20 protein-coding genes are annotated in these 20,637 nt (G+C 60.4%); 13 read left to right on the forward strand and 7 right to left on the reverse strand.

Annotated elements, in window-relative coordinates; genetic code table 11:
• The first annotated feature begins 75 nt into the window (after window positions 1-75).
• The 3 genes from BK659_RS08830 to BK659_RS08840 are packed head-to-tail and all read left to right on the forward strand — an operon-like array spanning window position 76 to window position 3,813.
• A complete protein-coding gene (locus BK659_RS08830; RefSeq protein WP_123424903.1) occupies window positions 76-1,092 on the forward strand; it encodes an iron ABC transporter substrate-binding protein in 1,017 nt (338 codons plus the stop codon).
• A 22-nt stretch (window positions 1,093-1,114) separates the two neighbouring features.
• Entirely contained in the window at window positions 1,115-2,710 is a 1,596-nt protein-coding gene (locus BK659_RS08835) for an ABC transporter permease (RefSeq protein WP_404942523.1), read from the forward strand.
• Window positions 2,707-3,813 (forward strand): ABC transporter ATP-binding protein, encoded by a 1,107-nt coding sequence (locus BK659_RS08840; RefSeq protein WP_123424686.1) that lies wholly within the window; start codon window positions 2,707-2,709, stop codon window positions 3,811-3,813. Before BK659_RS08835 ends, BK659_RS08840 begins: the two co-directional genes overlap by 4 nt.
• A 10-nt stretch (window positions 3,814-3,823) precedes the next feature.
• Here BK659_RS08840 and BK659_RS08845 read toward each other — a convergent pair whose 3' ends face one another.
• Window positions 3,824-4,747, reverse strand: a complete 924-nt coding sequence (locus BK659_RS08845; protein WP_123424905.1) for a site-specific integrase — start codon at window positions 4,745-4,747, stop codon at window positions 3,824-3,826.
• A 543-nt stretch (window positions 4,748-5,290) separates the two neighbouring features.
• On the opposite strand from BK659_RS08845, the gene arnB reads away from it, so the two are divergent.
• Genes arnB through BK659_RS08895 form a run of 10 tightly spaced genes read left to right on the forward strand, consistent with a single transcriptional unit; the run spans window position 5,291 to window position 16,310 of the window.
• Window positions 5,291-6,433, forward strand: coding sequence for a UDP-4-amino-4-deoxy-L-arabinose aminotransferase (arnB, locus tag BK659_RS08850; protein ID WP_123424687.1), 1,143 nt, complete (start codon window positions 5,291-5,293; stop codon window positions 6,431-6,433).
• Window positions 6,434-6,438: 5 nt separating this feature from the next.
• Window positions 6,439-7,458 (forward strand): undecaprenyl-phosphate 4-deoxy-4-formamido-L-arabinose transferase, encoded by a 1,020-nt coding sequence (arnC, locus tag BK659_RS08855; RefSeq protein ID WP_123424688.1) that lies wholly within the window; start codon window positions 6,439-6,441, stop codon window positions 7,456-7,458.
• The gene (gene arnA, locus BK659_RS08860; RefSeq protein WP_123424689.1) at window positions 7,455-9,446 is read left to right on the forward strand and encodes a bifunctional UDP-4-amino-4-deoxy-L-arabinose formyltransferase/UDP-glucuronic acid oxidase ArnA; all 1,992 of its coding nucleotides are present in this window, start codon (window positions 7,455-7,457) and stop codon (window positions 9,444-9,446) included. The genes arnC and arnA overlap by 4 nt, the downstream gene beginning before the upstream one ends.
• Window positions 9,446-10,330 (forward strand): 4-deoxy-4-formamido-L-arabinose-phosphoundecaprenol deformylase, encoded by an 885-nt coding sequence (gene arnD, locus BK659_RS08865; RefSeq protein WP_123424690.1) that lies wholly within the window; start codon window positions 9,446-9,448, stop codon window positions 10,328-10,330. The genes arnA and arnD overlap by 1 nt, the downstream gene beginning before the upstream one ends.
• Complete coding sequence (gene arnT / locus BK659_RS08870; RefSeq protein WP_123424691.1) at window positions 10,327-11,976, forward strand: lipid IV(A) 4-amino-4-deoxy-L-arabinosyltransferase; 1,650 nt, start codon at window positions 10,327-10,329, stop codon at window positions 11,974-11,976. Before arnD ends, arnT begins: the two co-directional genes overlap by 4 nt.
• Entirely contained in the window at window positions 11,973-12,317 is a 345-nt protein-coding gene (arnE, locus tag BK659_RS08875) for a 4-amino-4-deoxy-L-arabinose-phosphoundecaprenol flippase subunit ArnE (RefSeq protein WP_123424692.1), read from the forward strand. The genes arnT and arnE overlap by 4 nt, the downstream gene beginning before the upstream one ends.
• Window positions 12,314-12,727, forward strand: coding sequence for a 4-amino-4-deoxy-L-arabinose-phosphoundecaprenol flippase subunit ArnF (arnF, locus tag BK659_RS08880; protein ID WP_123424693.1), 414 nt, complete (start codon window positions 12,314-12,316; stop codon window positions 12,725-12,727). The genes arnE and arnF overlap by 4 nt, the downstream gene beginning before the upstream one ends.
• Window positions 12,724-14,097, forward strand: a complete 1,374-nt coding sequence (locus BK659_RS08885) for a UDP-glucose dehydrogenase family protein (protein ID WP_123424694.1) — start codon at window positions 12,724-12,726, stop codon at window positions 14,095-14,097. The genes arnF and BK659_RS08885 overlap by 4 nt, the downstream gene beginning before the upstream one ends.
• A gap of 14 nt (window positions 14,098-14,111) precedes the next feature.
• A complete protein-coding gene (locus tag BK659_RS08890) occupies window positions 14,112-15,719 on the forward strand; it encodes an ArnT family glycosyltransferase (protein WP_123424695.1) in 1,608 nt (535 codons plus the stop codon).
• A gap of 42 nt (window positions 15,720-15,761) precedes the next feature.
• Window positions 15,762-16,310 carry a GNAT family N-acetyltransferase gene (locus BK659_RS08895; RefSeq protein ID WP_123424696.1) on the forward strand — a complete coding sequence of 183 codons (549 nt, stop codon included), beginning with the start codon at window positions 15,762-15,764 and terminating at the stop codon, window positions 16,308-16,310.
• Between the two features lie 125 nt (window positions 16,311-16,435).
• On the opposite strand, the gene BK659_RS27930 is transcribed toward BK659_RS08895, so the two are convergent.
• Genes BK659_RS27930 through BK659_RS08920 form a run of 6 tightly spaced genes read right to left on the reverse strand, consistent with a single transcriptional unit; the run spans window position 16,436 to window position 20,037 of the window.
• Complete coding sequence (locus tag BK659_RS27930) at window positions 16,436-16,819, reverse strand: DUF2931 family protein (RefSeq protein WP_259740229.1); 384 nt, start codon at window positions 16,817-16,819, stop codon at window positions 16,436-16,438.
• Window positions 16,810-17,073, reverse strand: a complete 264-nt coding sequence (locus tag BK659_RS27935) for a DUF2931 family protein (protein ID WP_259740230.1) — start codon at window positions 17,071-17,073, stop codon at window positions 16,810-16,812. The genes BK659_RS27930 and BK659_RS27935 overlap by 10 nt, the downstream gene beginning before the upstream one ends.
• Window positions 17,070-17,936: a DUF2235 domain-containing protein gene (locus tag BK659_RS08905; protein WP_185015299.1), complete on the reverse strand. Its 867-nt coding sequence runs from the start codon at window positions 17,934-17,936 to the stop codon at window positions 17,070-17,072. The genes BK659_RS27935 and BK659_RS08905 overlap by 4 nt, the downstream gene beginning before the upstream one ends.
• The gene (locus BK659_RS08910; RefSeq protein WP_123424698.1) at window positions 17,923-18,558 is read right to left on the reverse strand and encodes a DUF2931 family protein; all 636 of its coding nucleotides are present in this window, start codon (window positions 18,556-18,558) and stop codon (window positions 17,923-17,925) included. The genes BK659_RS08905 and BK659_RS08910 overlap by 14 nt, the downstream gene beginning before the upstream one ends.
• Window positions 18,555-19,412: a DUF2235 domain-containing protein gene (locus tag BK659_RS08915; RefSeq protein WP_185015300.1), complete on the reverse strand. Its 858-nt coding sequence runs from the start codon at window positions 19,410-19,412 to the stop codon at window positions 18,555-18,557. The genes BK659_RS08910 and BK659_RS08915 overlap by 4 nt, the downstream gene beginning before the upstream one ends.
• The gene (locus tag BK659_RS08920) at window positions 19,399-20,037 is read right to left on the reverse strand and encodes a DUF2931 family protein (protein WP_123424700.1); all 639 of its coding nucleotides are present in this window, start codon (window positions 20,035-20,037) and stop codon (window positions 19,399-19,401) included. Before BK659_RS08920 ends, BK659_RS08915 begins: the two co-directional genes overlap by 14 nt.
• Window positions 20,038-20,637 lie beyond the last annotated feature (600 nt).

The following is a 20,637-nucleotide window of genomic DNA, read 5'->3' on the forward strand; positions in this document are numbered from 1 at the left end:
CTGCAGGGATCGCGGGAACTGATTGACAGGCTTGCCCACCTGATTCTTAAAAAAACTGCAGGAGCTGCTAACAAAATGAATCCTCGTCTTCCTTCGTTTCTGAAAACCGCGCTGCTCGCCACCGCTCTATTGGGTGCCGGCCATGTCTTTGCTGCGCCAAGCAGCGACGGCATCGTCGTCTACAACGCTCAGCATGAGACCCTGACCAAGGCCTGGGTCGAAGGTTTTACCCGTGAAACAGGAATCAAGGTCACGCTGCGCAACGGCGACGACAGCGAAATGGGCAATCAGCTCGTGCAAGAAGGTGCGGCCTCCCCGGCTGACGTGTTCCTGACCGAAAACTCCCCAGCCATGGTGCTGGTGGACAACGCCGGGCTGTTTACCCCAGTCGCCCCTTCGACCCTTGAACAAATCGGTTCAGCCTATCGTCCGGCCCATGGCAAATGGGTAGGCATCGCTGCTCGTTCGACCGTGTTTGTCTACAACAAAAGCAAGCTGGCCGAAGCCGATCTGCCGAAGTCTCTGATGGACCTGGCTTCCCCAAGCTGGAAAGGTCGTTGGGCCGGTTCGCCTGCCGGCGCCGACTTCCAGGCCATCGTCGCCGCCGTACTCGAACTCAAAGGCGAAGCCGCTACCCTGGAATGGCTCAAGGGCATGAAAGCCAACGCTACCGCCTACCGCGGCAACAGCGCTGTGCTCAAGGCTGTCAACGCCGGCCAGATCGAAGGCGGCGTGATCTACCACTACTACAGCTTCGTCGATCAGAGCAAAACCGGCGAAAACAGCAAGAACACCTCGCTGCACTACTTCAAGCACAAAGATCCGGGCGCGTTTGTCAGCCTCTCCGGCGGTGCTGTTCTGGCCTCCAGCAAACACCAGGAAGAAGCTCAGGCGTTCCTGAAGTGGATCACCGGCAAAGAAGGTCAGGCCGTTCTGAAAACCGGCAACTCGTTTGAGTACGCGGTAGGCAAGGATGCACAGTCGAACCCGAAACTGGTACCGCTGGCGCAACTTGACGCGCCTGCCGTCGACGCCTCCAGGCTCAACAGCAAAAAAGTTGTCGAGCTGATGACTCAGGCGGGGCTGTTGTAATCCGATGTCCAAGCCAGTCGCGCTGCCAGAAGCTACCGAAGTCGTCCATCTGACGACTCTGGCCACCCCTCGTCAACACCCTCGCCGCGCCTCCGGGAGGCGCAGCGGCTCGTGGGTGGTGGCCATATCCATTCTGGTGTCGTTGCTGGCGCTGCTGCCGTTGGCGTTTGTCATCGGCATTTCCATCAAGACCGGCTGGGCGACTATCGCCGAGCTGGTCTTGCGACCTCGGGTCGCCGAACTTTTGATCAACACCGTTCTACTGGTGGTGATCACGATTCCTTTATGTATCGCGCTGGGCGTGGCGCTCGCCTGGTTGACCGAACGCACCGACCTGCCGGGCCGCCGCCTCTGGTCGGTACTGGCAACGGCACCGATTGCGGTGCCGGCCTTTGTCCACAGTTATGCCTGGGTCAGCCTGGTACCACCGATTCACGGGTTGTTTGCCGGGGTACTGGTTTCGGTTATTGCCTACTTCCCGTTCCTCTACCTGCCAATCGCCGCCACCCTGCGGCGCCTCGACCCGGCCATCGAAGATGTCTCCGAATCGCTGGGGCTAAAACCCTGGGCGGTGTTTTTCCGGGTCGTGCTGCCGCAACTGCGCCTGGCCATCTGTGGCGGCGCCTTGCTGGTCGGGCTGCACTTGCTGGCCGAATACGGCCTGTACGCGATGATTCGCTTCGACACCTTCACCACGGCGATCTTTGACCAGTTTCAGTCGTCCTTCAACGGTCCGGCGGCGAACATGCTGGCCGGGGTTCTGGCGCTGTGCTGCCTGCTGATGTTGACCGCCGAATCAGCCTCCCGTGGCCATGCCCGTTACGCTCGGGTCGGTTCCGGCAGCGCGCGCCTGCAACGTACCCAGCGTCTGACACGCAACACCAAAGCCGTCATGTTGTTGCTGCCGATCATCAGCAGCGTGCTGGCACTCGGCGTGCCGCTGATTACCCTGGCCCAATGGTTGATTGCCGGTGGCGCGGAGGTCTGGCGCATGTCGGAAATCCTCCCTGCGTTGAAGCAAACCCTGGTTCTGGCCAGCGTTGGCGCGGTCATCACCACCTGCGCGGCAGTTCCGGTGGCCTGGCTGTCGATACGTTCACCGGGACGCCTGCATCGCATTCTGGAAAGTTGCAACTACATCACCAGTTCTTTACCTGGAATCGTCGTGGCGCTGGCACTGGTGACAGTCACCATCAACTTCGCCCGGCCGATTTACCAGACCACCATCACCGTGCTGCTGGCGTACCTGCTGATGTTCTTGCCACGCGCGCTGGTCAGTTTGCGTGCGGGCATTGCCCAGGCGCCGGTAGAGCTGGAAAACATCGCCCGCAGCCTGGGCCGCTCGCCGGGCAAGGCGCTCTGGCTGATTACCATGCGCCTGGCTGCACCGGGCGCAGCCGCCGGTGCGGCGCTGGTGTTCCTGGCAATTACCAATGAGCTGACCGCGACCCTGTTGCTCTCGCCGAGTGGCACCCGCACCCTGGCCACCGGTTTTTGGGCCATGACCAGCGAAATCGACTACGCCGCAGCGGCACCTTACGCGCTGATCATGATTTTGCTTTCGCTTCCGTTGACCGCGCTTCTCTATCATCAATCCAAACGCACGGCAGGCCGATGAACGCTCTCGAACTGAACTCCATCTACAAAACCTTCGGCGCCCTGCCCGCCCTCGACAACGTCAGCCTGTCGGTACCCGCGGGCAGCCGCACGGCTATCGTCGGCCCTTCCGGCTCGGGCAAGACCACCTTGCTGCGGATGATTGCCGGGTTCGAGTTTCCCGATTCGGGCAGCATCTCGCTCAACGGCCAGACACTGGTCGACGGTTCGACCGAAGTCCCCGCGCATCAGCGCATGATTGGTTATGTACCGCAGGACGGCGCGTTGTTTCCGCACATGACGGTTGCCGGCAACATCGCCTTTGGACTCTCGGGTGACTCCGCCTTGAAGCAAGCTCGCGTCGCCGAGTTGATGGACATGGTGGCGCTGGATTCGCGCATGAGCCAACGCTGGCCGCACGAACTTTCCGGTGGCCAGCAACAGCGGGTAGCCCTGGCCCGCGCCCTGGCGCAACGGCCGCGGCTGATGCTGCTGGATGAACCCTTCTCTGCACTGGACACCGGCCTGCGGGCGTCCATGCGCAAGATGGTTGCCAGGCTTCTGTCAGACACCGGCGTGACCACCATTCTGGTTACCCACGACCAGTCCGAAGCGCTGTCATTCGCCGATCAACTGGCCGTGATGCGTCAAGGCCGGCTGGTGCAGACCGGACAACCGATGGACCTGTACCTGCGCCCTCATGATGAAGAAACGGCGCTGTTCCTCGGCGATGCCGTAGTCATGCCGGCATGGGTCGAAAATGGCCACGCGACCTGCGACCTGGGACGGGTTCATGTCTCCAACACCTCGCAAAACGGCGCGGCGCAGATCATGTTGCGGCCCGAGCAATTGCAGATTTCCAGTCAGGCCGCAGATCTGGAACAGGTGAACGGCTGTATCGGGGTGGTGACCGATCGCGACTTTGGCGGCAATACCTGCACCTTGACGGTGGAACTGAAACTGCCCTCACCCGCGAAGAATGGAGAGTCAGCGAGCCGTTCGCTACTGGTTCGAAGCTCCGGGGTACACGCACCGGAAGCAGGCAGTCTGGTGCACATTTCGACCTTGGGTCATGCGCACGTACTGAGCGAGCCCGTTCGCCGACAGGCAGTTGCGGCACCCTGATCGATCCCGCTCAGAGGTCGAATCGATCAATCGCCCGGCGCCGCTCGTTGTCATCACGCACGTCGTAGTTGGCGGTCGTCTGGATATTGCTGTGATGGGCCAGTTTCTGGGCGATCGACAGGTCATGCTCCTCGATCACCCGGGTGATGAACGAACGGCGAAAATCGTGAGGCATGATCTTCACCCCCACCTGCGCACCGCGCTGTCGGGCAATGTAATAGATCGCGTGCTTGGTAATCCGCTCGCGGGTGATGTGGCTGCCGCGGCGAATCCGGTTGAACAGGAACCCATCGTCTTCCTGCCCTGGTGACAACAGCGACCGACGCAAATCAAGCCACGCTTGCAGCTTGGCGAACGCCCAGCTCGGCGCATATTTGATCAGTTGCTTGTTACCTTTGGCCGTGACCCGCAGGCTGCGTTCGGCAAAGTCGACTTGCGCAAGGTCCAGGTTCACCGACTCGGACTTGCGCATCCCCGAACCGTAGAGAATCGCAATGATCGCGGCATCGCGCAGACCCTGAGGCCTTGGGTCGGCAGCGCAGACCGCCATCAGGTCGCGAATCAGCGTGCGCTTGAGGTTGCGCCCCTGAGACAACCGGGTGCCGGCGATGCCTTTGACCGAGCGCATCTTCAGCAGGTGCTCGTGACTGATCAGGCTCAGGCGCCAGGCTTCGTTCATCACGCCGCGCACAGCGTTGACGTACAGCGAGGACGTGTTGGGGGCGTAACCGTCACTGCGCAGCGTCGCGACCAGTGCGATAACATGCTCGGGTTGAAGTTCGTGCCAAGGGATCTCTTCGATGTTCAGCTCTTCAAAGCCCAGTCGATCTGCGGCATCCTGTAACACATAGCGCATGGTCAGCTGACTTGAAGGGGCAAGACGCGCCAGATAAAACGTCAGAGAGTTGGGCTTGGCCGACCGAATGGCTGTCATTTCTGGCTGGGCGGTGGCGCAGCGAGGCAATGCGGTGTCGGGTAGATCAATCAAACTGAACCGGCCTTAAATGAGCGCCCCTCAACGTACGAAATTTGTGTTGAGAACGATGGGAAATGGAGATCAACAGGGTAACGGATCAGCGATGCACAGGCCATATGATGGGCTTTTTCGCAGTGCCAAAAAAATGGCGAGAGCTGTCAGAAAGGACTTTAAGCTATGAAAAACCCTGAACATTTGCTGTAAAGGTTACAGTTAAACATTCTCGATACCGGTTTTTCATGTCCCTTTCACATTTTCGAGATTACCCTCTGCGCATCCGGAGCGATGCCTTTGGATCGTTCAATCTGCCGACCGACAAAAAATAAGTCAATTAGTGCACTTTTCCCAAAAGATTGGTTAACTGATTGATATACTTTTCGTTTTTTACGTCTACGTTGTCACGGACGACGCTTCGAAGCAGCGCTTCGAGCTGATTCGCAGCATGTGACCGCTGATTTACCGCCTACCAGGGCTGTTGACACTTCCAAACCCGAGGTCCACATGAATCAGGCTTTTCTCCCCTTCTCTCGCCCAAGTATCGGTGATGAAGAAATCGCCGCCGTCGAGCAGGTTTTACGCTCCGGCTGGATCACTACCGGGCCGAAGAACCAGGAACTGGAGGAGCAATTCGCACAGTACGTAGGTTGCAAGCACGCCGTAGCACTGTCTTCGGCCACCGGCGGCATGCACATCACGCTGCTGGCGCTGGGTATCGGCCCTGGCGATGAAGTGATCACGCCGTCGCAGACCTGGGTCTCGACCGCCAACATGATCTGCCTGTTGGGCGCCACCCCGGTGTTTGTCGACGTCGACCGCGACACCCTGATGACCGACGTCCAGGCCATCGAAGCCGCCATTACCCCACGCACCAAAGCGATCATCCCGGTGCACTACGCCGGTGCCGCGTTCGATCTCGATCCGCTCTATGCGCTGGCAGACAAGCACGGTATCGCCGTCATCGAAGACGCCGCCCACGCAGCCGGTACCCGTTACCGTGGCCGCGCCATTGGCGCTCAGGGCACCGCAATCTTCTCGTTCCACGCGATCAAGAACATGACCTGCGCCGAGGGCGCAATGTTCGTCAGCGACAATCAAGCGCTGGCCGATCGTGTGCGCATGCTCAAGTTTCATGGCCTCGGCGTAGACGCTTACGATCGCCTGACCCATGGCCGTAAACCTCAGGCCATGGTCATCGAGCCGGGATTCAAGTACAACCTGGCCGACATCAACGCGGCCATTGCGCTGGTGCAATTGCAGCGTCTCGACGAAATCAACGCCAAGCGTACAGCGCTGGCGCAGACCTATCTGCAACGCCTGGGAGGCCTGCCGGTACAACCACTGAGTGTGCCGACCACTTACCCGCAGCAACACGCCTGGCATCTGTTTATACTGCGCATCGACGCTGAACGTTGCGGGATGGACCGCGAGGCGTTCATGAAAGCCTTGCAAGAACAGAATATTGGTACGGGTATTCACTTTGTGGCCACCCACCTGCACACTTACTACCGCCAGCGATTCCCGGACATCCATCTGCCCAACACCGAGTGGAACTCGGCACGGCTGTGCTCGATCCCGCTGTTCCCCGACATGACTACCGACGATGTCGAACGCGTCGTTGGCGCCATTGAAAACATTCTGGACTGAAGCCTTTGAAGCCATATCCAATTAACTGCGTGTCGATCGTTATCCCGGTCTACAACGAAGAAGAAAGCTTGCCTGAACTGCTACGCCGGACCGAAGCGGCCTGTCAGCAACTCAAGCACGAGTACGAGATCGTACTGGTCGATGACGGTAGCCGCGACAACTCGGCTCAAATTCTCGAAGACGCCGCTCAGCGTGAAGGCAGTTCAGTGGTTGCGGTCATTCTTAACCGCAACTACGGCCAGCACGCGGCAATCATGGCTGGTTTCGAGCATTGCAAAGGCGATGTGGTCATTACCCTCGACGCCGACCTGCAGAACCCGCCGGAAGAAATCCCCCGTTTGGTGGAACAAGCCGAGCTGGGCTACGACGTGGTTGCCACTGTGCGCAACAATCGCCAGGACTCGGCCCTGCGCCGCTGGCCGTCGAAGCTGATCAACCTGGCGGTGCAACGCTCCACCGGCGTTGCCATGAGCGACTACGGCTGCATGCTGCGCGCCTACCGCCGCACCATCGTCGACGCCATGCTGGCCTGCCGTGAACGCAGCACCTTCATCCCGATCCTGGCCAACAGCTTCGCCCGCCACACCACCGAGATTCTGGTGCAGCACGCCGAGCGCGAGCATGGCGAGTCGAAGTACAGCCCGATGCGCCTGATCAGCCTGATGTTCGATCTGCTGACCTGCATGACCACTACCCCACTGCGCCTGCTGAGCATCATTGGCTTCAGTCTGGCGGCGCTGGGCATGTTGTTTGCCTTTTTGCTGATCTTCCTGCGCCTGATCTTCGGCGCCAGCTGGGCGGGTGGCGGCACCTTCGTCCTGTTCGCCGTGCTCTTTGTGTTCACGGGTGGCCAGTTCATCGGCATGGGCCTTCTGGGTGAATACCTGGGCCGCATGTACAGCGATGTTCGCGCCCGACCGCGTTTCTTTATTGAAAAAATCCTACGTAACCAACCCGCTGCTCCTGCTCCCGTTGTCACTGTCGACGGTCTGCCTTCCACCCCTACTGATCAGGTTTCGCCATGAGTTCAAAAGCTGTTGTTTTCGCCTATCACGACATTGGCTGTGCAGGTATCGAAGCACTGCTCAACGCAGGTTTCGAGATTGCTGCCGTGTTCACCCACGCCGACGATCCGAAGGAAAACACCTTCTACGGCTCGGTCGCGCAACTGTGCGCCCGTAAAGGCATTCCTGTGCACGCACCGGAAGACGCCAACCACCCACTGTGGATCGAGCGCATCGCCAAACTGAACCCGGACTACCTGTTCTCGTTCTACTACCGCAACCTGTTGGGTGAGCAACTGCTGGCTACCGCCCGCAAAGGCGCGTTCAACCTGCACGGCTCGTTGCTGCCAACCTACCGTGGCCGCGCTCCAGCGAACTGGGTACTGGTCAACGGCGAAACCGAAACCGGCGTGACCCTGCACCGCATGGTCAAGCGTGCCGACGCTGGCGCGATCATCGCCCAGCAACGCGTTGCGATCGAGCGTGCCGATACCGCTCTGACCCTGCACGGCAAGCTGCGCGAAGCCGCTTCCAACCTGCTGCGTGACACCCTGCCATTGCTGGCTCAGGGCAAAATCACCGAAACCGCCCAGGACGAATCCAAGGCCACTGTTTTCGGTCGTCGTACTGCGGCAGACGGCAAGCTGGTCTGGAAGAAACCGGCTGAAGAGCTGTTCAACCTGGTTCGCGCCGTGACCCAACCTTACCCGGGTGCTTTCTGCGCCGTGGGTGAGCACAAACTGATTGTCTGGAGCGCTGAAGTCGTCAAAGGCAACGAAGGTCTGGCACCAGGCCGCGTGATCAGCGTCGACCCTCTGCGTATCGCTTGCGGCGAAGACTCCCTGGTCGTCACTTCGGGTCAGCGTAACGAAAACGGTCTGTACCTGAGCGGCCCGCAACTGGCCAATGAACTGGGTCTGGTCGACGGTTCCGTACTGCGTGGCGCTGAATCGGGCCGTGCCCCGCGTCGCACCCGCGTACTGATCCTTGGCGTCAACGGCTTCATCGGTAACCACCTGTCCGAGCGCCTGCTGCGTGACGACAAGTACGACGTCTATGGTCTGGACATCGGTTCCGACGCTATCGAGCGTCTGCGCAGCCATCCAAACTTCCACTTCGTCGAAGGCGATATCAGCATTCACTCCGAGTGGATCGAATATCACATCAAGAAGTGCGACGTGGTTCTGCCGCTGGTGGCCATCGCCACCCCAATCGAATACACCCGCAACCCGCTGCGCGTATTCGAACTGGACTTCGAAGAGAACCTGAAACTGGTTCGCTACTGCGTGAAGTACAACAAGCGCGTGATCTTCCCGTCGACTTCCGAAGTCTACGGCATGTGCCAGGACAAGAACTTCGACGAAGACACCTCGAATCTGATCGTTGGCCCGATCAACAAGCAACGCTGGATCTACTCGGTCTCCAAGCAACTGCTGGACCGCGTGATCTGGGCTTACGGCGCCAAGGGCCTGAACTTCACCCTGTTCCGTCCGTTCAACTGGATGGGCCCACGTCTGGACCGTCTGGACTCGGCACGTATCGGTAGCTCCCGCGCCATCACCCAGCTGATCCTGAACCTGGTGGAAGGCACGCCAATCCGTCTGTTCGACGGCGGCGAGCAGAAGCGTTGCTTCACTGACATTGCCGACGGTATCGAAGCTCTGGCGCGTATCGTTGATAACGAAAATGACGCGTGCAACGGTCAGGTCATCAACATCGGTAACCCGGACAACGAAGCCAGCATCCGTCAGCTGGGCGAAGAACTGCTGCGTCAGTTCGAAGCTCACCCGCTGCGCGCCAACTTCCCTCCGTTCGCCGGTTTCCGCGACGTAGAGAGCAAGGCGTTCTACGGCGCTGGCTACCAGGACGTGGAACACCGCAAGCCAAGCATCGAAAACGCCAAGCGCCTGCTGGACTGGACGCCAACCGTCGAGATGAGCGAAACCATCGGTAACACGCTGGACTTCTTCCTGCGCGAAGCCATGCTCGAAATCGCGGACAAGCGCTGATGCAGGCAGGTCTTCGGATCGATGTCGACACCTACCGAGGTACCCGTGAGGGGGTACCCCGGTTGTTGGAGATGCTCGATGAAGCACAAGTCAAGGCGACGTTTTTTTTCAGCGTTGGTCCGGACAACATGGGGCGCCATTTATGGCGCCTCATCCGTCCGCAGTTTCTCTGGAAAATGCTCCGCTCCAATGCCGCGGGTCTGTACGGCTGGGATATTTTGCTGGCCGGCACTGCCTGGCCCGGCAAACCCATCGGCCGTGACCTGGGGCACCTGATGCGCCAGACCCTCGCGGCTGGCCATGAAGTCGGTTTGCACGCCTGGGATCACCACGGCTGGCAAGCCAACGCAGGGCGCTGGAGCGACGCTGACCTGATCGAGCAGATTCGCCGGGGCGTAGACACGCTCAGCGATATTCTCGGGCAGAGCGTGGACTGTTCGGCGGCCGCCGGTTGGCGCGCCGATGAACGGGTCATCGAAGCCAAGCAACGTTTTGGCTTTCGTTACAACAGCGACTGTCGCGGACAAAGCCTGTTCCAGCCACGGCTGGCAGACGGTAGCCTCGGCACGCCACAAATTCCGGTCGACTTGCCAACCTTCGATGAAGTGGTGGGTCCCGTCGTAGCAGCCAATGAGTTCAACTCATACATTCTTGACCGATTCAGCCCCTCGAAGCTGAACGTATATACGATACATGCGGAGGTAGAAGGGATTCTGATGGCTAACGATTTCCGTCAGTTGCTGGTCGACGCGCGTCAGCGCGGCATCCAGTTCCAGCCTTTGGGTGATTTATTGCCCGCCCAGCCGACAACCCTGCCTCAAGGCCGCGTAATACGTGGTGCCCTTGAAGGCCGAGAAGGATGGTTGGGAGTGCAAGGCGCATGAGCAAACGCTGGGCTTTGCCGTTACTGCTTATCGCTTTCGGTCTGGTCTATCTGTTGCCGCTGGGCACGCATGGTCTGTGGATTCCGGATGAAACCCGCTACGCCCAGGTCAGTCAGGAAATACTCCTGAGTGGCAACTGGGTGTCGCCGCACTTCATGGGCCTGCGTTATTTCGAGAAGCCGATTGCCGGTTACTGGATGATCGCGATCGGCCAGGCCCTGTTCGGTGACAACCTGTTCGGGGTGCGCATTGCGTCGGCACTCTCGACCGGTTTGAGCATCATGCTGACTTACCTGATCGCACGCAGGCTCTGGAACGATCCGCGTAAAAGCATCGCCAGCGCATTGCTGTATATGAGTTTCGCAGTAATCGCCATTCAAGGGGGCTACGCCAACCTCGACCCGCAATTCACTTTCTGGGTCAACCTTAGCCTGGTGGCCTTGTGGTTTGCGCTGGACAGCAGTAGTCGCAATGCGCGGCTGATGAGTTGGGCGAGCCTGGGTCTGGCCTGCGGCATGGGCTTTCTGACCAAGGGTTTCCTGGCCTGGTTGCTGCCGGTACTGATCGCCCTGCCCTACATGATCTGGCAAAAACGCTGGCGTGAACTGCTGGTGTACGGCCCGGTGGCTATCGTGGTTGCGATTGTCATCAGCCTGCCGTGGGCCCTGGCCGTGCATGCGCAGGAGCCCGATTACTGGCGTTTCTTCTTCTGGCACGAGCACATCCGCCGCTTTGCCGGTGACGATGCGCAGCACGCCTCCCCTTGGTGGTTCTACCTGCCGATGTTGGTAGCGTTCAGCTTGCCGTGGGTGGCGTTCCTGCCTTCGGCGCTCGAACAAGCCTGGCAAACCAGGCGTCAGGCCAGCAGCGGATTCCTGTTGCTGTGGCTGGTCCTTCCGTTGGCGTTTTTCAGCCTCAGCAAAGGCAAGTTGCCGGCCTACATTCTGCCGTGCCTGTTGCCTCTGGCGCTGTTGATGGGGAATGCACTGATTGACCGACTGAACCTGGGGCAAAGCCGACTGTTCAGGATCAACGGCCTGCTGAACCTGGTCATCGGTCTGACCACCCTGCTGGCGATGGTTTACCTGCAACTGAAAAACCCCGTGTATGTCGATGAAATGCACAACCTGGTGCTGGTGTTCATCGTGCTCATGGGCTGGATCCTGTCCAACCTGCTGCTGGTATTCCGACCGTTCAGCGCATGGGCTGCACCAGCAATCGGCAGCTGGCTGCTGATCGCCATTCTGCCGGCCGCATTGCCGCACTCGGTGGTCTACAACAAGATGCCCGACCAGTTTGTCCTCCAGCACATTGACGAACTCAGCCAGACCAAAAGCCTGCTGAGCAATGACCTGGGGGCTGCGTCTGCTGTGGCTTGGCGTCTGCAACGCCCTGAAGTGGCCCTGTACAACACCATCGGCGAAGTGAAATACGGCCTGGATTATCCGGATGCCGCTGCACGTCGGGTCGATACCGAGCATGTGCAGCAGTGGATGAGCGAAGCCCGCAAGACCGGCCCGGTCGGCGTGGTCATGCGCGTCAAGGGTGACGACGAAATCCGCGAACTCGAACTGCTGCCTAAAGATGGCAAGCATTACGAGCAAGGCAACATGGTTATTCTGATCATCCCGCAGAGCGCGCCATGACCCTGATACTGCTGTTGTCGGCCTGCCTGCTGACCTGTCTGGGTCAGATCGCCCAGAAATACGCCGTCGAAAGCTGGCGCGGCAAAGACTCCGGCTGGGGCGAGAAACTGCTCTCGCCGTGGCTGTGGCTGGCCCTGGCCAGCCTGGGCTTCGGCCTGTTGGTGTGGCTATTGGTGTTGCAGCGTCTGGAGGTCGGTGTCGCCTACCCGATGTTGAGCCTCAACTTTGTGCTGATCACCCTGGCCGCCCACTTCGTCTTCCACGAAACCATTGATCGTCGTCACTGGATCGGTGTTGCGCTGATCATCGCCGGCGTCGTTCTGCTCGGGAGGCACGCATGAGCCTTCGTCGCGGAATCAGCTTTGCCATGGGCAGCGTGGCGCTGGTCAGTGCAGCCCAATTGGGCATGCGCTGGAGCATGAGCCATTTACCGCTGCCCGATCAGTGGCTGCAGGCCCTGAGCAACAGCAGTATCGACCTGCTCGCGCTCGGCGTGGTGCTTGCCTCGATCTGCGCTTACGCCCTGTCCATGTTGTGCTGGCTCGCCGCGCTGCGCGATCTGCCCCTGGGCCGGGCCTACTCGTTGTTGAGTATCAGCTATGCACTGGTGTATCTGTTGGCCGCCAGCCTGCCGCTGTTCAACGAAAACTTCAGTCTTTCCAAAACACTCGGGGTGGCCTTGGTCATCCTCGGTGTCATCACTATTAACTCTCGAACTGCCAGCGCCCCAGAAGTCAGGAATGCCTCATGAAAATCAGTGTAATTGGTAGCGGTTATGTAGGTCTGGTGCAGGCGACTGTCCTGGCTGAAGTCGGTCATGATGTCGTGTGCATGGACGTCGATCAGAACAAGATCAAAATGCTGCAGAAAGGCCACGTCACTATCTTTGAACCAGGGCTGGAAAGCATGGTCAAGGAGAACCTGGAGAGCGGGCGCCTGCACTTCACCAGCGACGAGAAGATGGCGATCGAGCACGGCCAGGTGTTGTTCATCGCGGTCGGTACGCCGTCGGACGAGGACGGCTCGGCCGATCTGAAATATGTTCTGTCCGTGGGCGACGCCGTCGCGCGCCATCGGGTCGAGCCGCTGATTCTGGTGGAAAAATCCACTGTTCCGGTCGGCACCGGCGACACCCTGCGCGCGCACATTGAAGAAGTGCTGAAGAAAGCCGGGCGCACCCTGGAGTTCGATATCGTCTCCAACCCGGAATTCCTCAAGGAAGGTTCGGCCGTCAGTGACTGCCGTCGCCCTGACCGCATCGTCATCGGTTGCGAACGTGAAGAAGTCCGTGAAGTGATGCGCGACCTCTACGCCCCCTTCAATCGCAACCATGACCGCATCATGTTCATGGACCTGCGCAGCGCCGAACTCACCAAGTACGCAGCCAACTGCATGCTTGCGACCAAAATCAGCTTTATCAACCAGATCGCCGAACTGGCCGAACACCTGGGTGCGGATATCGAAGCCGTGCGCATGGGCATCGGTGCAGACCAGCGCATCGGCTACCACTTCATCTACCCTGGCTGCGGCTATGGCGGTTCGTGTTTCCCGAAAGATATGCGCGCGTTGATCCACAGCGCCCAGGAAGCCAATTGCTCCAGCGACCTGTTGCAAGCGGTCGAGGCCATCAACCAGCGGCAGAAACACAAGCTGTTCGAACGCATCAATGCGTTCTACAAAGGTGAGCTGAAAGGCAAGACCTTCGCCCTCTGGGGTCTGGCGTTCAAACCCAACACCGACGACATGCGCGATGCCCCAAGCCGGGTGCTGATGGAAGCCTTGTGGGCTGCCGGTGCACACGTACGGGCCTTCGACCCTGAAGCCATGCAGGAAACCCAACACCTGTACCCGGATCAACCGAACCTGTCGCTGATGGGCACCCCGGAATCCGCGCTGGTAGGCGCAGACGCCTTGATCGTTTGCACCGAATGGCAACAGTTCAAGGCGCCGGATTTCAAATTGATCGAGGAGCGTCTCAAAGCCCCGGTGATCTTCGACGGGCGTAACCTGTATGACGCTGATCGCCTGGCACGCAAAGGCTTCAAGTACTTCCCGATGGGTCGTGGCGAGTCGCGCAATCTGCCAATCCCTCAGCAACAGTGGCCAGCTTCTTCCGTCTAAGCCCAGGAGGCCGCGTGCACGCATATCCATCGACAGGGATCCGTCAACAATCGTTAGGTCTGGGGCTACTGGCGCTGCTGCTGTTCTGCGCCGGGGTCTACCAGCAATCGGCGATCGGATTCGACTCGCGGTTTGTACTGTTTGCCCAGGAAATGCTGCGCCATGGGCCGGGATTCTTCCCGACCACCTATGGCCAGCCTTACGCTGATTACTGGGCCACTTCGACGTTTTTTACCTGGCTGCTTTCGTTGCCCTTTGGCCAGGTAAACGCGTTGACGGCCTGGTTACCCAGCGCCATTGCCTCGGCAACGATTGTCACGCTGATGTACCGACTGGTAGCGCCCTACTCCAGAACCTGGGCGCTGATCAGCATCGCCCTGATGCTGCTCAGCAATATGTTCATCACCGAAACTCGCGCCGTGTCCCTCGACCAGATGGTCGCGGCCGTGACTTTCGCTGTGTTCTATCTGGGCTATGCCGCTGACCATTTCCAGGCACCACGACGACTGTTGTTGATACTCGTGTTGCTGGTACTGGGCTTTGCCATTCGTGGGCCGATCGGTTTAGTGGTACCTACCGGTGTGTTGTGCACTTATTACCTGCTCAATGGCCAGTGGCGCCGGATGATCAGCGTCGGCTTGCTGGCTGCGTTGCTGCTGGCAGCCGGTATCGGCCTGTTGCTGTGGCTGGCACACGTCAGTGGTGGCCCGACCTTCGTAGAAGACGTGATCCGCATGCAGTTCATGGGGCGCATGGACGGTCGCGAAGGTGCGAGTGGCGCGCTGTATTACTTCAGCAGCTCCTTGGGCAACTACGCACTGGCGTACCCTTTGGCGGCATTGGTGCTGGCCGCGGTGTTGCTGGTCGGGCGCAACGACCGTGGACCGGCGTTGCGTCTGCTGACCTTGTGCACGGCTGCCGGGCTGATCGTGATGATTGGCCTGTCGATTCCGATGGCGAAAAAAGCCCGCTACATGCTGCCGATGCTGCCGATGGCGGCAATCGTCGCGGCGTATCCGTTCCAGAGTGCGCAGGGTCGGGTATTTCAGTGGTTACGCGGCCTGATGCAGGGCCTGTGGTTGCTGATGCCTGGCTTGCTGATCATTGGGCTGGTGGTGGCCAAGCGACGCTTTCCGGAGCATCTCACCTCGATGACGGCGGTGATGGCGATACTCGGTGTGCTGCAGGCAGTCGCATTGGGGCTGTTATTCAAGCCGCGTATGCGTGCGGTGGGCCTGGCGTTCGCCGCGGTGCTGGCGCTGTGGTCGACCTACATTCTGGTGTTCGAGCCGGTGGAGCGTACGCTCTTCGACACCCGCACGTTCAGCCGTGCAGCCGTTGAGCTGATCCAGAAAGATCCGGCGCCCGTGGTGCTGCACGCCATGGGCAAAGACGCCAAGGCCATCAAGTTCATGGTCAACGTCGATCACGACCTGCTCCCGGTTTTCACTTCTTCAGTGCAAGAGCTGGAGAACCTGACAGGCCCTGCCTGGCTGGTGATGGACAAAAGCGACTACGAGGCCCTGAAAGGCTCTCGGCTGGCGACATTGCAGCCGGTGCTTAACGGGACCTTCGACAAGAACGATTACGTCCTGCTGCATCTGGTACCCGTGCAACCCTGAACCGGTTGCACTTCGTCAGGGCGCTTGCTTAAGCTTGCGCCCATGACTCCTTCCCTCCGCCGTGCCCAACTCGCCGATGCCAGCGCACTGCCCGCCGTAGAGCGTTCAGCTGCCGCACTCTTCCGTAATGATCCCGAACTTGCCTGGCTTGCCGACGCCCCCGTGACCAGCGTCGAACAGCACCAGCATGATATTCGTTGCGCGCTGATCTGGGTTGCCGAGGCGGCCGATGCATCAATCGTGGGTTTTCTCAGCGCCCATACCGTCGATACCGAACTGCATATCCAGGAAGTGTCCGTCAGCAGCGGGTTTCAGGGTCAGGGCCTGGGACGCAGGTTGTTGCAGACCGCCCTTGAGCACGCGCGCCATAACGGATTGACCGCGCTGACGCTGACGACCTTTCGTGAACTGCCATGGAATGAGCTGTTTTATCGGCGATTCGGTTTTCAAACACTGCCGTTTTCCAGTCTCGATCAGCGCTTGAAAGCGGTGCTGGAAGCAGAAATCTCGCATGGATTGCCGGGTACCCGACGGTGTGCCATGCGTTATTGCGCAGGATCGAGGCTGACCTCGAAGCCCCCCTGCACCTGATTCAGGATCCGCGTGGCGATGGGGTGCAACTCCGCCGGTAGCGCCAAGTCAGGTCGTGCTTCGAGACTTTTGAACGACACGCAATGGCGCACGCCCAGCTCACGCATGACCCGCAGGGCTAGCCCCTACCAAGTGCCATACGGAATCCCGTGCTGGTCGATATAGGCCTGAGCCTCGGGGTTCGGCGCCCGGTAATAAATACCGTTGCCGTTCCGATGAGGCCCCAGCGGCTCGACCTCGGCCTGAAAACGCCCAACTTCCTTGTACCCCAGGCAACCTGCCCCCACCCAGACTTTGACGATGCCGCCAAGAGCCATCCCCAGATTTACTCTGTTGCGATAAAGCGTTACCTCCTTCTGATCAGCTTCGCAAAACACCCGCTCCGGCCTGACCATCTCGTCGCGCACCCACTGCGGGATCGGGATCCTGATCTTGTAGGCCTGCGGCTCCACCAGCGATTGCCAGCGCAGAAAGAGCCGTTCCGGCAGGTCGACGTTGGTCACCGGCATCGTTTTCCCCCCCCCTGGTGCCAGCCTTCCACTTTGCCGGTGTAACTGGCGACGCCAGCATGCACATTGAAAAACGCCAGTCCGCGCTGATCGAGCACATCCACGGTCTCGACCCAGACCTCCATGTGGCGCGGCGCGGCGAGGCCGACGTACCAACTGTTGTACGGCAGCTTGGGCGGCACCGGGGGTTGAGGCCCGCTGGCGCAGGCGCTCAGGCTGAACAGCAAGCCGAGGAGCAGGGTCAGGCGCTTCATTCGGGATAGCCCTTGTGTGGCTGGTTGGGATAGACCTTACGTGTGTTGTCCGCCGCCGGTTTCATAGCCATCACCCCCGTGTTGGGGAGCCAATGGGCGGACTGGTGGATATAGCGGCGACGCAACAAACGCTCCTGCGCCCGATCGAGACTGACCTCGACGCCCCCCAGCACCTGATCCAGGATCTGGGTGGCGATCGGTTGCAACTCCGCCGGTAGCGCCAGATCAGGTCGTTCCTCCAATCTTTTGAATGGCACGCCATGACGCACCCCCAGCTCACGCATGACCCGCAGGGCAATCCGCGACAACTCGCCGTGCACCGGCCGGTCGAGCGCGATGGTCAGCAGGTAGTCATCCTTGTCCTCGCTGTTCTTGCCCTGCGGCGCTGGGGTCATCGACCAGGTATGGATTTCAAGGCTGCCTTCATCACCGGCCAGACCGCTGGCCTCCAGGGCCAGCATCTGGGTCCGGGCCTTTGCCCATTCCAGATGCGCCTGCACCGGACGATTGGCATCCTGCGTGACCCGGCGGGGCGGCGTCAGCCACAGCCGCTCGCGGGCACGCGGCAAATAGCCGCCGCCAATGTTCGAGTGCACGCCGGGCAGACTGATTTCTCGATGGCCGTCCAGCACGCTGTTGAGGGCAAAATTGTGCCGGCGCTCGTCGCGGGCCTGCAACTGGATGACTTGCCGCGCGCAACCGGGCGGCAGGTACAGGTTGACGCCGGGGTTGTCGTCGTTGGCCGCGCTCAGGTCGCCGCTCAAACTGTCGATGATGGCGGCGACGGTGTCGAACAAGCCAATCAGGTTGAGACGGACATCCACCGCCGGGTCGAGATTCGCCAGTAACTTACCAAGTGCCATAGGGGATTCCATGCTGGTCAACATAGGCCTTGTTCTCTGGCTCTATGGGTATGTATTTACCGTTGCTCTTGCCTATGTATGGCCCGAGAGGCTCCACTTCAGCCTGAAATCGCCCGACTTCCTTGTACCCCAGGCAACCTGCCCCCACCCAGACTTTGACGATGCCGCCAGGAGCCATCCCCAGATTTACTCTGTTGCGATAAAGCGTTACCTCCTTCTGATCAGCTTCGCAAAACACCCGCTCCGGTCTGACCATCTCATCGCGCACCCACTGCGGGATCGGGATCCTGATCTTGTAGGCCTGCGGCTCCACCAGCGATTGCCAGCGCAAAAAGAGCCGTTCCGGCAGGTCGACGTTGGTCACCGGCATCGTTTCCCCCCCCTGGTGCCAGCCTTCCACTTTGCCGGTGTAACTGGCGACGCCAGCATGCACATTGAAAAACGCCAGTCCGCGCTGATCGAGCACATCCACGGTCTCGACCCAGACCTCCATGTGGCGCGGCGCGGCGAGGCCGACGTACCAACTGTTGTACGGCAGCTTGGGCGGCACCGGGGGTTGAGGCCCGCTGGCGCAGGCGCTCAGGCTGAACAGCAAGCCGAGGAGCAGGGTCAGGCGCTTCATTCGGGATAGCCCTTGTGTGGCTGGTTGGGATAGACCTTCCGCGTGTTGTCCTGCACCGGTTTCATGGCCATCACCCCCGTGCTGGGTAGCCAGTGAGCGGACTGGTGGATATAGCGGCTACGCAACAAACGCTCCTGCGCCCGATCGAGGCTGACCTCGACGCCCCCCAGCACCTGATCCAGGATCTGGGTGGCGATGGGTTGCAACTCCGCCGGTAGCGCCAGATCAGGTCGTTCCTCCAATCTTTTGAATGGCACGCCATGACGCACCCCCAGCTCACGCATGACCCGCAGGGCAATCAGCGACAACTCGCCACGCACCGGCCGGTCGAGCGCGATGGTCAGCAGGTAGTCATCGTTGTTGTTCTGCGCCTTGCCCTGCGGCGCCGGGGTCATCGACCAGGCATGGATTTCAAGGCTGCCTTCATCACCGGCCAGACCGCTGGCCTCCAGGGCCAGCATCTGGGTCCGGGCCTTTGCCCATTCCAGATGCGCCTGCACCGGACGATTGGCATCCTGCGTGACCCGGCGGGGCGGCGTCAGCCACAGCCGCTCGCGGGCACGCGGCAAATAGCCGCCGCCAATGTTCGAGTGCACCCCCGGCAGGCTGATTTCCCGATGGCCGTCCAGCACGCTGTTGAGGGCAAAATTGTGCCGACGCTCGTCGCAAGCCTGCAACTGGATGACCTGCCGCGCGCAACCGGGCGGCAGGTACAGGTTGACGCCGGGGTTGTCGTCGTTGGCCACGCTCAGGTCCGCGCCCATGATGGCGGCGACGGTGTCGAACAGGCCGATCAGGTTGAGACTGACGTCCACCGCCGGGTCAAAATTCACCAGTAACTTACCAAGAGCCATAGGGGATTCCATGCTGGTCGATGTAGGCCTGAGCCTCGGGGTTCGGCGCCCGGTAATAAATACCGTTGCCGTTCCGATGAGGCCCCAGCGGCTCCACCTCAGCCTGAAAGCGCCCGACTTCCTTGTACCCCAGGCAACCGGCACCCACCCAGACTTTGGCGATGCCGCCGGGAGCCATGCCCAAAGTTATTCTGTTGCGATAAAGCGTCATTTCTTTCTGAGCAGGTTCGCAAAACACCCGCTCCGGCCTGACCATTTCGTCGCGCACCCACTGCGGAATCGGGATCCTGATCTTGTAGGCCTGCGGCTCCACCAGCGATTGCCAGCGCAGAAAGAGCCGTTCCGGCAGGTCGACGTTGGTCACTGGCATCATTTCCCCCCCCCCCTGGTGCCAGCCTTCCACTTTGCCGGTGTAACTGGCGACGCCAGCATGCACATTGAAAAACGCCAGCCCGCGCTGATCGAGCACATCCACGGTCTCGACCCAGACTTCCATATGGCGCGGCGCGGCCAGGCCGACGTACCAGTTGTTGTACGGCAGCTTGGGCGGCACCGGGGGTTGAGGCCCGTTGGCGCAGGCGCTGAGGCTGAACAGCAGGCCGAGGAGCAGGCTCAGGCGCTTCATTCGGGATAGCCCTTGTGTGGCTGGTTGGGATAGACCTTGCGCGTGTTGTCCGGCGTCGGTTTCATGGCCATCACCCCCGTGCTGGGGAGCCAATGGGCGGACTGGTGGATATAGCGGCGACGCAACAAACGCTCCTGCGCACGATCAAGGCTGACCTCGACGCCCCCCAGCACCTGATCCAGGATCTGGGTGGCAATCGGTTGCAACTCTTCGGGCAACCGGAAACGTCGGTCCTGGTCATCGATGACGTCAAACGGCACGCCATGACGCACCCCCAGCTCACGCATGACCCGCAGGGCAATCAGCGACAACTCGCCGCGCACCGGCCGGTCGAGCGCGATGGTCAGCAGGTAGTCATCCTTGTCCTCGCTGTTCTTGCCCTGCGGCGCCGGGGTCATCGACCAGGTATGGATGGAGAGGTGGCCTTCATCACCGGCCAGACCGCTGGCCTCCAGGGCCAGCATCTGGGTCCGGGCCTTTGCCCATTCCAGATGCGCCTGCACCGGGCGGTTGGCTTCCTGCGTGACCCGGCGGGGCGGCGTCAGCCACAGCCGCTCGCGGGCACGCGGCAAATAGCCGCCGCCAATGTCCGAGTGCGCC

This window comes from Pseudomonas brassicacearum (assembly GCF_003732225.1).
GTDB classification, from domain to species: Bacteria; Pseudomonadota; Gammaproteobacteria; order Pseudomonadales; family Pseudomonadaceae; genus Aquipseudomonas; species Aquipseudomonas brassicacearum_E.